Here is a 12,386-nt window from a genome sequence, read left to right on the forward strand (position 1 = left end):
GGTCAACCCAGGGTGATGATCGAGCGCGCGTTGTCGCGCCGCCCGATGATGTTCAACAAGTTGGAGAGAGCGTCTTCGCTGCCCGGCGCCGCACTGGCCTCGCCGTTGAAGCGGAATGCGGTGCCGTTCCAGCTGCCGCTGCCGTTGAGCACGAGGCTGCCCTGGCGCGTGCTCAGCAGCAGCGAGGGGCGGTTGCCGCCCTCGAGCGCGAGGCGGTAGCTGCCCATCGGTCGCAGGGTCGAGAGGCTGGAGGAAACGTCGGTGGCATCGAGCGTGGCCTGGCCCGCGATGCGCAGCACCGGGCCGTCGGTGCGCAGCGAGAAGGCGCGCGTCGAGAGGTCGAGCGTGCCTTCGAGCTTGAGCGTGTTCCACGGCGCGCCGAGGCCGCTGAGCATGGTGGCGGGCCAGCGCGAGCGGCCGTCGCTCCAGTCGATCTGCACGCCGCCGGCGCGCGGGCCGGCGCGCAGCTCGAGCGGCTGGGCGGCGCAGCAGGGCAGGTCGAGCGAGGCCGACACGCCGCCCCAGCCCGGCCGCAGGCGCCAGTTGAGCGTGCCGGGCAGCGAGACGGCCTCGCCGCCGCCCGCGCCGCTCGCGAACACCACGGCCGCGGCGCCGTTCCAGACCGTGCCGCGCGGATTGACCAGCAGCAGGCGGCCGTCGCTCCAGCTCGAGAGACCGGCCGCGAGCCAGCGCGCGGGCGCGAACAGCACCAGCGCGACCAGCGCGCCGACGACGATGCCGAGCACGGCCCAGCGCCAGCCGCGGCGCGGCTTGGGAGAAGACAGCGGGGCGCGCGTCACCATGGCCGGGCGCACCGGTGGAGGGGGCGGCTCATCGCGCGGCCGGCAGCGTCATGACGAGGGTGCCCTCCCAGCGGATCTGCGGTGTCTCGGGGGCCTTGTCGCGCGCGGCGGCCTGCGCCGCGCCGGTGGGCGGAGTCGGCGCGGAGGCGACGGCGCGCGTGAGGTGCGCCTCGCGCGGCACCGCATGGGCATTGCCGCGCGCCTGCGCGAGCCATTGCGCGAGCGCATCGGCGGCGGTGGGGCGCAGCGTGACGGTGGCGACGTCGCCGGAGCCGCCACCGCCGGTCATCAGCTGGCCGCTGGCGCCGATGCCCTGGCGCACCGAGGTCTCGAGGGCGCGCAACGCGTCGTCGCGCGCCAGCCGCGGTTGCGACTGCAGCGCCTTGGCGCGGTTCTGCAGGGTGGCCATCTGCTGCAGCTGCGCGTCGAGCTTCGCGTGCTCGGCCGGCGCGGCCCAGAGGGTGCGCAGCGCGGGCGCGAGCGCGATCCACCACAGCAGGGCCAGCGCCACCAGCGAGACGGCGGCGATCACCATGCGGCGCTCGCGCATCGCGAGGACGGCCCAGCGGGCCTTGAGTTCTTCGGTGAATTTCATCGGGTGGCCTCGGCCTGTACCAGCAGCAGATCGCCTTCGGTGCGCACGCCGTAGCCGCGCGGCGCCATCGCGGACGTGAGCTGCGAGACCTCGGAAGGCTGCAGTCCGAGGCCGCGCAGCCGAAGCTGGCCGGCCACGTAGTCGATGGCGCTCGGCACGCGGCCCGGCGGCAGGTTGCCGGCGAGCGCGCCGAGCATGGGTTCGAAGTCGCCGCTGGCCACGTCGCCCACGGCGAGCTGCAGCGCGGCGACTTCGCGCTGCATCTGCACCGGCGCGTCGACCACCAGCTTGACGCTGGGGAAGGTCTGCGTCAGCACGCCCTTGACGGCTTCGCGCTTGGCCTCGAGCGCGCTGCGCTCCTTCCAGGCCCAGGCGTTGAGGCCGACGAGCTGCACCAGCACCAGCACCACCGCGCCCCAGCGCGCGGCGCGCCATTCGGGCGCGTAGCGCAGGGTCTGCAGCACCGATGCGAATTTCTTGCCGGCGCGCGCGCGGCCGGTGACCGCGAGGTCGAACTGCGCGAGCTCCCAGCGCGAGCGCGCGGCCTGCAGCCAGCGCTGCGGCGCCTGCACGATCGGCACGCGCTGCTCGAGCAGCCGCTCGGCCGCCGCGGCCACGGCCGGTTCGGCGGAGATCACGGCGGTGTCGGCCGGCAGGCTGGCCGAGAGCGCGAGGCCGGCGCCCGCGAGCGGCAGCGAGACCACGCCGTCGGCGTCGCAGACCGTGAGTTGCGGCGCGTCGGGCTCGCCGGTGATCAGCAGCTGCGGCGGGCCGTCGGCCGGCTGCGGCGCGAACTCGGGAACGATGCGGGTGACGCGCCGGCCGCTGGCCTCGAGCGCCTGCACCACCGAGCGCAGCCAGATGCGGTTGCAGGCCGCGACCCACACGGGCTCGCCGGCACGCGCCTCGGGCTCGAGCGCGAAGTGCAGCGCCTCGGGGTCGTCGAGCAGGTGTTCCTCGAGCAGGCCGTCGAGCACGGCGCGCAGCTTGGAGGCGCTGCCCATGCTGCCCTTGGGCAGGGTGACGCGGTGCCACGAGAGCGCGGTCGAGGGCACGGCCAGCGTGACCTCGCTGCCCGAGGGCAGCAGCGCGAGCAGCGCGCGGCCGTGGTCGCGCAGCACGATGCCGTCGTCGCCGGCCTGGGCCCAGTCGTACTCGCCCGCGGCGTCGGCCGGAGGCTGGGGAGCGATGAGCAGCAGCGGGGTCATGGGGGTGTGGGGAAAAGCCGGTGATTGTAGGTGGGCGTCTTACAAAGGCGCACTACGTTTTTCATAGCGTACCTGACAGATATGACGGGCGTTAGAAGGCTTTTATGCTCGTAAAAATGTAACGGGCCTCAGGGTTTGACCGAGGTGTAGGTGGCGCCGGTGCCACGGGTACGCCAAAGGGTCTTGACGGTGACGCCGTCGCGCTGCAGCAGCGAGCGCTCGTCGACCCAGGTGCGGTCGATGCGCAGGCGGCCGTAGACCTCGAAGAATTGCGTGCCGACGCTGTGCTGCTCGGCGTTGAACAGGATGCCGTCGGGCAGGCCGGCGTTGGCGGCCGCGATGTCCTTGAAATACGAGCGCGTGCGGCGCTCCACGAGCTGGCGCGCGTCGGCGATGGTGAGCCGCGGCAGGCTGGCGGCGAGGACTTCGGCGCTGGCGGTGTTGACGTTGATCGGCGTGCGGATCGGCAGCACGGTGACATAGGGTTCGAGCGCGGCCGCGGTCGAGGGCGAGAGGCCGAGCCACACGAGCTGGGACACCTCCTGCGGCATCAGCGGCGCGCTGGCGCCGTCGTCGGCCGGTGCGCCGGCCGAGGCATCGGTGGTGGTGGCCAGCGTGCGCGCCAGCGAGGCGGTCATCGCATTGAGCTCCGCGCCCGGCAGGTTCAGCAGCCCGAACAGCTTGGTGAAGGCCGCGAGCGCCGCCGGCACCGGCTTGCCGGCATTCACCAGCGTCAGCACGTTGAGCTTGGACTGCGCATCGACGATGCGGCCCGACAGGAAGGCATCGGGCAGGCCCTCGAGCTGGTCGCTCGAGACGTTCTTGTCGGCCGCCAGGAAGCTGGTGAGACGCGCTTCCTCGAGCGGCACGGCCCAGGGCTCGGCCAGGTGGTCGGGGCCGCCGGCGCGGCCGTCCTCGCGCAGGATCAGGCGCGACCAGTCGAGCGCGCCGACCAGCACCCAGGCGGCCTGCACGCGCGCGCGCTCGGCCGATTCGACCTCGGATGCGCGCCACTGCTGCCACAGCGCGGCGGCGGCGAAGGTGGCGACCAGGGTCACGGTGAGCATCGCGGCCAGCAGCGCGGCGCCCGCCTGCCGGTGGCGTTGGTGGTGGGGTGGCGTCATGAGCGTTGCGATCCCACGGTCGGCCGCACCCAGTCGCGCTTGAGCGTGCCCGAGAGGCCGTCGCCCGGCGGCAGGGTCAGTACCAGCCGCACGCCGTCGGGCATGCTGACGATCGAGCCGATCGGGGCCTGCGGATTGGCCGGCGTGGCCTGCAGCTCGCCCGCGGGCACCCAGACGTCGTTGCGGAAGTAGTAGAGCTGCCAGTTCTGCACCGGGATCAGCACCGTGTCGCTGAAGCCGTTGGGGCCGCCGTAGCTGCCCTGCGCGCCGCCGTTCTCCTGCGCCCACGAGGCGGCCTGGGTCCAGGCCTGCTGCCAGGCGCCGCGCGTGCTGAAGGGCGGCGACTGCCAGCGGCGCCAGCGCACGCCGTCGGGGCCGGCGCGCAGCGTCCAGGCCACCACCAGCACGCTCGGGTTGGCGGCATCGCCGCCGCTGCGCGTGAGGCGCAGCACGCGGCCGTCCCAGTCGATCGGGCGCGTCTGCGCGAGCGCGACCACCGCGTCGAGGTCGGCGCTCCATTGCGACAGCGTGGTCTGCAGCGTGAGCACCGCGTCGGCGCGCAGCTGGTTCTGCGTAGTGGCGCGCGACATGCCGTCGAGCCCGCGCCAGCTGACCAGCGCGAGCAGCGCCATCACCGCGAGCGCGACCAGCAGCTCGATCAGCGTGAAGCCGCGCGCGCGCCGGGCGCGGGAAGGGGTGCGGTCCATCAGTAGCGTCCCACCACGGTCGACACGCGCAGGATCGGCGCGTCGACCGCGTCGCGCACCTGCACGTCGACGCGGTTGAAGTTGGGGTTCAGCGTGGCGGAGACGGTGGTCGTCACGTTGAAGCTCGCGCCGGCCTGGGCGCAGATGGAGCCCGAGATGCCCACGCCCGGCATCTGGCGCGCGAGCCGGGCCTTGGCCAGCTCGTTCTCGGCGCACAGGTCGGCCAGCAGCAGGTCGGACTGGCGCTGCGCGTTGCGCGTGAGCGCCATCGTCGCCTCGGAACCGGCGGCCAGCGCCAGCGCGACGATGCCGAGCGCGATCAGCACCTCGATCAGCGTGAAGCCGCGACGGCGCCGCGCAGCGGCCGCGGCGCGGGGGGCGCGCTGCCTCATGGATTGCTGACCGAGAAGGGACGCAGGCCGTCGGTCGCGATGCGCAGGGTGCGCGCGGGCGGGCCGTCGGAGGACAGCAGCACCTGCTGGGGCGCGATGATCGGATCGGGGCCGAGCAGCAGCGCCGCGACCGGAATGCCGTTGGCGAAGAAGGCCTGCGCCGTCATGCCCTGCGAGGCCCAGCCGTTGGGCAGGGTGCCGGGCGGCAGGCCGTCGAACACGAAGCTGCCGCCCTCGACCAGGCGCCAACGCACCGCGATGCCGCTGGCGCGCGACTGGGCGCGGGCCGATTCGAGCAGCGCGGCGAGGCGGTCGGCTTCGCGGTCGAGGCGGGCCTGGCCGCTGTCGCGCATCGCGAAGCTCACGCCGGCCGTGGCGATCGCGATGATCGCGATCACCACGATCAGTTCGATCAGCGTGAAGCCCGCGGCCCGGCGACCGGCGCGGCGTCTATTGCCAGCTGCCGATGTCGGCATTCTTGCCCTCGCCGCCGGCCTGTCCATCGGCGCCGAGCGAGAGCACGTCGATTTCGCCCTTGATGCCCGGGTTCATGTACTGGTAGGGATGACCCCAGGGGTCGTTCGGGAGCTTCTCGACGTAGGGCTTCCAGTTCGGCGCCGCCGGGCCGGTGGTCGGGCGCACCAGCAGCGCCTGCAGGCCTTGCTCGCCCGTGGGGTAGCGCTGGTTGTCGAGGCGGTAGAGCTTGAGGGCCTGCATCAGGTTGTTGATGTCGGTCTTGGCGGCTGTCACACGGGCGTCATCGGCCCGCTCGATCACGTTCGGCACGATCAGCGCGGCCAGCACGCCGATGATGACGAGCACCACCATCAGCTCGATCAGCGTGAAGCCGCGCTGGGCGGAACGGGTGGCGGCGCGAAGGAGTTTGGTCATGGATTTCGGTGACATGGTTCGGAAAGCGCGCTGCATGATAATCCGCGCCCATGACAAGTCCCTATACCGCCGCGCGCTGGCATGCGCCCCTCGCAACCACGGGCCTGTGGGCGCTCGCGGCCGGTGCGGCCGTGTTCTGGGGCCTGCGGCTGGCATCACCGGTGCAGACCGTCGCCGCGGCCGCTGCCGCCGGACGGCCCGCCGCGGCGGCCGACACCGACGCGGTGGCGCGGATCTTCGGCGTGCTGCCGGCCTCGAGCAATGCGCCGGTGGCGCCCGAGGCGGCCAGCCGCTTCGCGCTCGCGGGCGTGGTGGCCGATCCCTCGAGTCAGGGCGCGGCGCTGATCGCCATCGACGGCAAGCCGCCGCGGCCCTTCCGCGTAGGCTCGCGTGTCGGCGACGGCTACGTGTTGCAGTCGGTCGGCCTGCGCTCGGCGACCCTGGGCGCGCGGATGGATGCGCCGGCCGCGTTCACCCTGCAACTGCCGGTGAAGGCGCCCATCAACGTGAGCGTGCCGCCGCCGATCGGCATGGCGCCCGCGATGCAGGCGCCGGTGAACGTGGGCGGCCTGCCCGCGACCATGCCCGCGATGGCGCCGGCCGCCAGCGCGCTGCAGCCGGATGGCGGGGCGCCGATGCCGCAGCCCGGGCAGGGCGGGGCGACCGCGCAGTAGCCTTCGCGCCGTCGCGCGTTCGGCAGGAAAAAAAACCGGCATCGCGCCGGTTTTCTTTTTGGGGGGAGGCGCTGCCGTGGCGCCTTCGGGCCTTCGGATCAGGCCTGGAGGAACAGGCGGTACGCGGGGTTCGCGGTTTCTTCCACGTAGGGATAGCCCAGCGTCTCGAGGAAGGCATCGAAGGCCTCGCCGTCGCCGGCCGGCACCTGCAGCCCGACCAGGATGCGGCCGTAATCCGCACCCTGGTTGCGATAGTGGAACAGGCTGATGTTCCAGTTCGGCCGCATCAGGCTCAGGAACTTGAGCAGCGCACCGGGGCGCTCGGGGAAGATGAAGCGCAGCAGGCGCTCGTCGTGCGCGAGGCCGGTGCGGCCGCCGACCAGGTGGCGCAGGTGCTCCTTGGCGAGCTCGTCGTGCGTGAGGTCGAGGGCGTCGAAGCCGTGCTCGCCGAAGGCCTTGGCGATGACCGCCGACTCGCCGCGCGTCGAGGTCGTGAGACCGACGAAGACGTGGGCCTGGGCCGCGTCGCTGATGCGGTAGTTGAACTCGGTCACGTTGCGCAAGCCACCGCCCGGCGAAGCCGCGTTCGTGTCGGCGTCGCCGATCGGCATCTGGCCGACCAGCTCGCACAGCCGGCGGAAGCTGCCGCGCTCCTCGGGGATCGTGACCGCGAACAGCGCTTCGCGCTCCTCGCCCACTTCCGCGCGTTCGGCCACGAAGCGCAGGCGGTCGAAGTTCATGTTCGCGCCGCTGAGGATCGCCGCGTAGGTCTCGCCATGCCGGCCATGCTGCGCGGCGTACTGCTTGATCGCCGCCACCGCCAGCGCGCCCGAGGGCTCGACGATGCTGCGCGTGTCGACGAACACGTCCTTGATCGCGGCGCAGACCGCGTCGGTGTCGACCGAGACGTAGTCGTCGACGAGGTCGCTCGCGACGCGGAAGGTTTCCTCACCCACCAGCTTGACCGCGGTGCCGTCGGCGAACAGGCCCACGTCGGTCAGCGTCACGCGCTGGCGCGCGGCGACCGATCGCATCATCGCGTCGGAGTCGTTCATCTGCACGCCGATCACCTTGATCTCGGGACGCACGGCCTTGATGTAGTTGGCCACGCCCGAGATCAGGCCACCGCCGCCGATCGCGACGAAGACCGCGTCGAGCCGGCCCTGGTGCTGCCGCAGGATCTCCATCGCGATCGTGCCCTGGCCCGCGATCACCTCGGGGTCGTCGAAGGGATGGACGAAGGTCAGGTTCTGTTCGGCCTGCAGCTCGAGCGCGCGCGTGTAGGCATCGGAATAGCTGTCGCCGTGCAGCACGACCTCGCCGCCGAAGCCGCGCACCGCATCGATCTTGAGCTTGGGCGTGGTCACCGGCATCACCACCACCGCGCGCGCGCCGAGCTTGCGCGCGCCGAGCGCCACGCCTTGCGCGTGGTTGCCGGCCGATGCGCAGATCACGCCGTTCGCGAGTTGCTCGGCGCTCAGGTGCGCCATCTTGTTGTAGGCCCCGCGCAATTTGAAGCTGAAGACCGGCTGTTGATCTTCGCGCTTGAGCAGCACGGTGTTGCCGATTCGCTCGCTCAGCGCACGCGCTTTTTCGAGCGCCGATTCGACCGCCACGTCGTACACGCGGGCGTTGAGAATTTTTCGGAGATAGTCAGCAGGTGTCAGTGCCGACGGAGGTGCATGGCGCACGATTGTTCCTGGGGAGAATTTTGTTAACAACGAATGATAAGAGGCATCGGGATTGCATACGGGAGACGACATGGACACAAATGTCATAACTCTCTTTCCCAACGCGCCTGCCGCGAATGATTCCGGTTTTTTTGGACGCACCTATCCCGCAGTCCCACCGGCCGCCGAAAAGTTCAAAGACGGACAGAATCTGTTATCAATTTCTGTCAGTGATCTTTCGGAAAAGTTGATGCGCGCCGAGGCGGCGCGCGTTCAACGCGGGGAGATCGGACGTCCCACCTGGCAGGTGATGGGCAACAGATTGCGTGCGCATGTCCTTCCATTGCTCGGGGACTTGCCCGCGCAGGCCTTCACCACGCGCGATGCACAACGGCTCATCGATCGGCTCGGCGACGAGGGCTTCACGAGCACGACGATCGCGCAGTACCTCGTGCTGCTGCGCAAGGTCGTGATGCATGGCGTGCACATCGGCGTGTTGCGCGAGGCGCCGGTGTTCCCGAAGGTGAAGGTGCGCAGCCGGCCGCGCGGCAGCTTCAGCGTGGCGGAGTACCGCGCGTTGATCGCCGCGGCGCGCAGGCTGCGCGGACGATCGCATCCCGTGCTCGATGCACTCGCGCCCGGCGACCGCTTCTGGATCGCGCGCGAACTGCTGGTGATGCCCGAGGAGATGCCGTGGCTGATCCGCTGGATGGTCAACACTTTCGTGCGGCCGAGCGACATCAAGCTCATGAAGCACAAGCACATCGAGGTGGTGCGCGCGAAGCATGTCTACCTGCGCATGAACCTGCCCGAGACGAAGCGGCACAGTCAGCCGATCGTGAGCCTGCAGCCCGCGGTGCGCGTCTACGAACGGCTGGTTGCCCATCGTGCGCGGCACGGCTTCGATGGCGCGGACGACTACATCTTCCTGCCGCAACTCAAGAACCGCGAGCACGCGCTCGCGGTGCTCAACTTCCTCTTTCACTGGGTGCTCGAGGTCGAGGGCATCGAGAAGGGACCGCTGGGACAGGACCGCACGCTCTACTGCCTGCGCCATACCGCCATCACGTTGCGTTTGCTCTACGGGCAGGGCATCGACATGCTGACCCTGGCGCGCAATGCGCGTACGAGCGTCAACATGGTCGAGCGCTTCTATGCGTCGGTGCTCAATGGGGAGATGAATGTGGGGCTGCTGCAAAGCAGGCGAGGGCGAACAGTCTGAGCAAACGCGGAGAGCCCGTTTGGCGACGGGCACTGGTGTAGCGCCGCCGACCTCGAACGCCTGAGGGCGCCGCCGCAGATGCTGCAAAAGTGGATTCGGAGAGAGCGCCGAGAGAGCGCCCGGCATAGACGACCAAAAAGCCGCCCGGCGTGAGCCGGGCGGCTTTGGATCGGAAGGATTCGATCTGGCGAGAGCCAGCATCGGAATCGGCTTCTTTCAGGCTTGCTTAGAACGCGTGGCGGATGCCGATGTCGTAGCCGGTGGCCGTGCGCGGAGCCCAGCCGAGGTTCTTGGCGGCATCCAGGTAGCCCGGGGAGCCGCCCGTGGTTGCACCCATCACGCCGGGGTTGTTCTGGCCGTCCTTGATGCGGATGCGAGCCACCGTGGCATACAGCGCCGTGCGCTTCGACAGGTTGTGCACATAGCCGATGGCGAGCTTGTTCGCCGAGGCATCGCGATTGCCGCCGAGGAGCGCGTCTTCGACGCTGAGCGGTGCGCCGTTCTTGAACTTCACGGTCGAGTACGAAGCGCGGATCAGGCCCGGGCCGACCGGCACCGTCACGCCCAGCAGGTAGCCGTTGTACTTGTCGCTTTGCGAGGTGGTGGCGAAGTAGGGGACCGATTGCAGCGTGAGGGGGTTCACGAAGCTCGAGCTCGCGCCCGTTTCGTTCTTGTCCTTCACGCGGGACACCTCGCCGAAGAGCTTGACCGGACCGAAGTCGTACGAAGCGCCGAGGTTGAAGGTGCTGATCTTGCGATCCTGCGAACCGGTGATGAGCGAGAACTTGTCGAAGGTCACGCTGTCGGCCGCGGTGCTTTGACCGTAGGCGGCTGCCACGTCGATCGGACCGTTGGCGTAGCCGAAGCGGCCGCCGATGTATCGACCCTTGGTCGACGGGCTTTCGGGCAGGCCGCTCGACTTCGTGTTCTCGTGCAGCGCGTACTGGATCTGACCGTAGAAGCCGCCCAGGTTCGGAGGCAGGAAGTACCCGATGCTGTTGCTGGCGCGGTAGTAGTTGTCGGTCTTGCTCACCGGAGAACCCGGGCCGACGGCCGTCGACAGGTTGCTGTTGATCGTGGCGAAGAGGTTGGTGCCGACGCCATTGGTGCCGAACGGATCGAACACGGTGTCGTTCCAGAACGTGGGGGTGTAGTCGCGGCCGAGGCGGACTTCACCGAAGCCACCCGACAGGCTCACGGTCGAACGGCGGCTGAAGTCGGCGATACCCTTGGCGCCATCATCGTTGCTGATGGGAGCCTCGAGCCAGAAGCTGGCGGCCAGGCCGCCGCCGAGGTCCTCGGTGCCGCGAAAGCCGATGCGGCTGGTGTTGTAGCCCGAGTTCGTCAGCGCGGTCTGGCTCTGCTTCACCCCAATCGGGGCCACCAGGAAGGGATTGGCGAGCGCGCTGTAGTAGGTGCTCTTCGTCGAATAGTTGCTGACTGCGGCATCGACCACACCGAACAGCGTCACGGAAGACTGGGCCGAGGCAACACCGGCAACAGCCAGGGCAGCCAGAGCAGCTGCCCTTTGGGGTGGCTGGCTAGAGTGGCCGGCTTCGGCTGGCTAGAGTGGGCGACGCGCCCAAGAAAAAAGCCCCGAGCCTTGCGGCTCGGGGCTAAATCCACCAATTGGAAGGGTGGAGGAGACAACTTGCACGCACCGGGGTGCGCAATGAAATAAAGTATATCGGTTGTTTGTTGCGATGCAACAAGCGAGTGACGCTTTTCCCACACAGATAACGATGCTGGGCGTGATTTTTGCCAGACATCCGGAACCGGAGTTCAGAAAAAGATGGAATGCACTGTAAGTTGGACCGGCAATGCGGGTGCGCGCTCGTCCATGGGATTCGTGGCCGAGACAGGCAGTGGCCACGTCCTGATGATGGACGGGGCGCCCGACGCGGCAAAGCCCGAGAACGGCGGCCAGAACCTGGCGGCGCGCCCCATGGAGACGGTGCTGGCCGGCACCGGCGGCTGCACCGCCTACGACGTGGTGCTGATCCTCAAGCGCGGCCGCCACCAGGTCGAGCGCTGCAGCGTCAAGCTGACCAGCGAGCGGGCCGAGAAGGATCCCAAGGTGTTCACCAAGATCCACATGCACTTCACGGTGGCCGGCAAGGGAATTCCGGCCTCGGCGGTGGAGCGAGCGATCGCTCTCAGCCACGAGACCTACTGCTCCGCCAGCATCATGCTGGCCAAGACCGCCGAGATCACGACCAGCTTCGATCTGATCGAAAGCTGATCCTTCCCGGGGTCAGATCCGGTGCGCCAGCGTCGTCATGACCCGCGAGGCGACCCGCATCAGGGCCTTGGCGGGCGGCGGCAGCTCCGCGGCGCCCGCCGCCACGGCATTTTCGGCATGCCGGGCCTCGTCGGCCTTCATCTGTTCGACCACGGCGCGCGAGGCGCTGTCCGCCAGGGGCAGCCGATTCAGGTGACTGTCCAGATGCGCCTCGACCTGGCGTTCGGTTTCGGCCACGAAGCCCAGGCTCAGCGGGTCGCCGAGCCGTCCGGCGACCAGTCCGAGGCCGAATGCGCCCGCGTACCAGAGCGGATTGAGCACCGAGGGACGGGCGCCGAGCGCGTCCAGCCGCTCGCGCGTCCAGGCCAGGTGGTCCGTTTCCTCGTGCGCCGCCTCGAGCAGCTGCGCGCGCAGCACGGAATCGCGTGCCACGGCCGCCTGCGCCGTGTAGAGCGCCTGCGCGCAGACTTCCCCGACGTGATTGACGCGCATCAGCGCGCCGGCTTCGCGCCGCTCCGCATCACTCAGTTCGCCTGGCGGCCGGGACGGGACCGGGGTGGCGCGGGTGGCATGCGGCCGGGCGAACAGCGTCCGGAGCGCGGAATCGGCGGCGGTCAGCAGGGGGTCGAGCGAAGTCGTCATGGAAGGGATTGGAACGCAACTTGCCAAAGCACCGATCCCGGCAAGTTTTTTCGCATCGTGAGATCAAAAGGCCCTAAGTCCTTTGTTGCATCACTGCAACGAAACGCGGCAGGGGTAGGAGATTTCGGCCGAATTGTTTTGCCCTGCCGCATCGGCTCTGGTGCAATAGCGACAACTTCCCAAAAGGAGGTTGGCCCGGGGTCCGGTGGGAGCACA

14 protein-coding genes are annotated in these 12,386 nt (G+C 69.5%); 3 read left to right on the top strand and 11 right to left on the bottom strand.

Going from position 1 to position 12,386, the window contains the following annotated elements:
- Positions 1-2: 2 nt before the first annotated feature.
- From gspN to gspG, 8 genes are all read right to left on the bottom strand, one after another.
- Complete coding sequence (gspN, locus tag INQ48_06405) at positions 3-803, bottom strand: type II secretion system protein N (protein QRF58866.1); 801 nt, start codon at positions 801-803, stop codon at positions 3-5.
- Positions 804-831: 28 nt separating this feature from the next.
- Positions 832-1,398 carry a type II secretion system protein M gene (locus INQ48_06410; GenBank protein QRF58867.1) on the bottom strand — a complete coding sequence of 189 codons (567 nt, stop codon included), beginning with the start codon at positions 1,396-1,398 and terminating at the stop codon, positions 832-834.
- Positions 1,395-2,606, bottom strand: a complete 1,212-nt coding sequence (locus INQ48_06415) for a general secretion pathway protein GspL (GenBank protein ID QRF58868.1) — start codon at positions 2,604-2,606, stop codon at positions 1,395-1,397. Before INQ48_06415 ends, INQ48_06410 begins: the two co-directional genes overlap by 4 nt.
- 128 nt (positions 2,607-2,734) lie before the next feature.
- Positions 2,735-3,730 carry a type II secretion system minor pseudopilin GspK gene (gene gspK / locus INQ48_06420; GenBank protein QRF58869.1) on the bottom strand — a complete coding sequence of 332 codons (996 nt, stop codon included), beginning with the start codon at positions 3,728-3,730 and terminating at the stop codon, positions 2,735-2,737.
- Positions 3,727-4,437, bottom strand: coding sequence for a prepilin-type N-terminal cleavage/methylation domain-containing protein (locus tag INQ48_06425; protein ID QRF58870.1), 711 nt, complete (start codon positions 4,435-4,437; stop codon positions 3,727-3,729). The genes gspK and INQ48_06425 overlap by 4 nt, the downstream gene beginning before the upstream one ends.
- Positions 4,437-4,829 carry a type II secretion system minor pseudopilin GspI gene (gene gspI, locus INQ48_06430; protein ID QRF58871.1) on the bottom strand — a complete coding sequence of 131 codons (393 nt, stop codon included), beginning with the start codon at positions 4,827-4,829 and terminating at the stop codon, positions 4,437-4,439. Before gspI ends, INQ48_06425 begins: the two co-directional genes overlap by 1 nt.
- Positions 4,826-5,305 carry a prepilin-type N-terminal cleavage/methylation domain-containing protein gene (locus INQ48_06435; protein QRF58872.1) on the bottom strand — a complete coding sequence of 160 codons (480 nt, stop codon included), beginning with the start codon at positions 5,303-5,305 and terminating at the stop codon, positions 4,826-4,828. The genes gspI and INQ48_06435 overlap by 4 nt, the downstream gene beginning before the upstream one ends.
- Positions 5,280-5,720, bottom strand: coding sequence for a type II secretion system major pseudopilin GspG (gene gspG, locus INQ48_06440; GenBank protein ID QRF58873.1), 441 nt, complete (start codon positions 5,718-5,720; stop codon positions 5,280-5,282). Before gspG ends, INQ48_06435 begins: the two co-directional genes overlap by 26 nt.
- Before the next feature lie 50 nt (positions 5,721-5,770).
- Here gspG and INQ48_06445 point away from each other — a divergent pair, with 50 nt between their 5' ends.
- Positions 5,771-6,394, top strand: a complete 624-nt coding sequence (locus INQ48_06445; GenBank protein ID QRF58874.1) for a hypothetical protein — start codon at positions 5,771-5,773, stop codon at positions 6,392-6,394.
- Positions 6,395-6,492: 98 nt separating this feature from the next.
- Here the strand turns inward: INQ48_06445 and ilvA are convergent, their stop codons facing one another.
- Positions 6,493-8,085 (bottom strand): threonine ammonia-lyase, biosynthetic, encoded by a 1,593-nt coding sequence (ilvA, locus tag INQ48_06450; GenBank protein QRF58875.1) that lies wholly within the window; start codon positions 8,083-8,085, stop codon positions 6,493-6,495.
- Positions 8,086-8,155: 70 nt separating this feature from the next.
- Here ilvA and INQ48_06455 point away from each other — a divergent pair, with 70 nt between their 5' ends.
- A complete protein-coding gene (locus INQ48_06455; protein QRF58876.1) occupies positions 8,156-9,286 on the top strand; it encodes a hypothetical protein in 1,131 nt (376 codons plus the stop codon).
- A 226-nt stretch (positions 9,287-9,512) separates the two neighbouring features.
- Here INQ48_06455 and INQ48_06460 read toward each other — a convergent pair whose 3' ends face one another.
- The gene (locus INQ48_06460; GenBank protein QRF60637.1) at positions 9,513-10,802 is read right to left on the bottom strand and encodes a porin; all 1,290 of its coding nucleotides are present in this window, start codon (positions 10,800-10,802) and stop codon (positions 9,513-9,515) included.
- Between the two features lie 276 nt (positions 10,803-11,078).
- Between INQ48_06460 and INQ48_06465 the strand changes: the two genes are divergently transcribed.
- A complete protein-coding gene (locus INQ48_06465) occupies positions 11,079-11,528 on the top strand; it encodes an OsmC family protein (protein QRF58877.1) in 450 nt (149 codons plus the stop codon).
- A gap of 12 nt (positions 11,529-11,540) precedes the next feature.
- On the opposite strand, the gene coq7 is transcribed toward INQ48_06465, so the two are convergent.
- Positions 11,541-12,170 (bottom strand): 2-polyprenyl-3-methyl-6-methoxy-1,4-benzoquinone monooxygenase, encoded by a 630-nt coding sequence (gene coq7 / locus INQ48_06470; GenBank protein ID QRF58878.1) that lies wholly within the window; start codon positions 12,168-12,170, stop codon positions 11,541-11,543.
- Between the last annotated feature and the right edge of the window lie 216 nt (positions 12,171-12,386).

It is taken from the genome of Variovorax paradoxus (assembly GCA_016806145.1).
GTDB lineage: Bacteria > Pseudomonadota > Gammaproteobacteria > Burkholderiales > Burkholderiaceae_C > Variovorax.